A 217-nucleotide genomic window follows, 5' to 3' on the forward strand; every position below is an offset into this window, starting at 1 on the left:
TGCAACCATTTCACTTTCCGCCATAACCAGCACTTTGCTTTTTCTTTGGCTGCCACGTCCCCGTTTCAAGGGCTTTTCTTTTTCCGCTTCGGGGGGGCTCCGTGGAAAAATAACCTTCGTCCGGTTCAATGCGTCCTGCCGGTACATACTCATCGTCTCTTCTACCCATGGCCTGACGAAGTTTGTGAACCATGTGCCAAATGGGATGGTAACGATT

The 217-nt window shown here is 50.2% G+C and carries 1 pseudogene; it reads right to left on the bottom strand.

Annotated elements, in window-relative coordinates:
- Positions 1 to 217, bottom strand: a pseudogene (locus EII41_RS14015) (IS1595 family transposase); the annotation flags it as partial.

Origin of the sequence: Tannerella forsythia (assembly GCF_003860135.1) — a bacterium.
Lineage (GTDB): Bacteria > Bacteroidota > Bacteroidia > Bacteroidales > Tannerellaceae > Tannerella > Tannerella forsythia_A.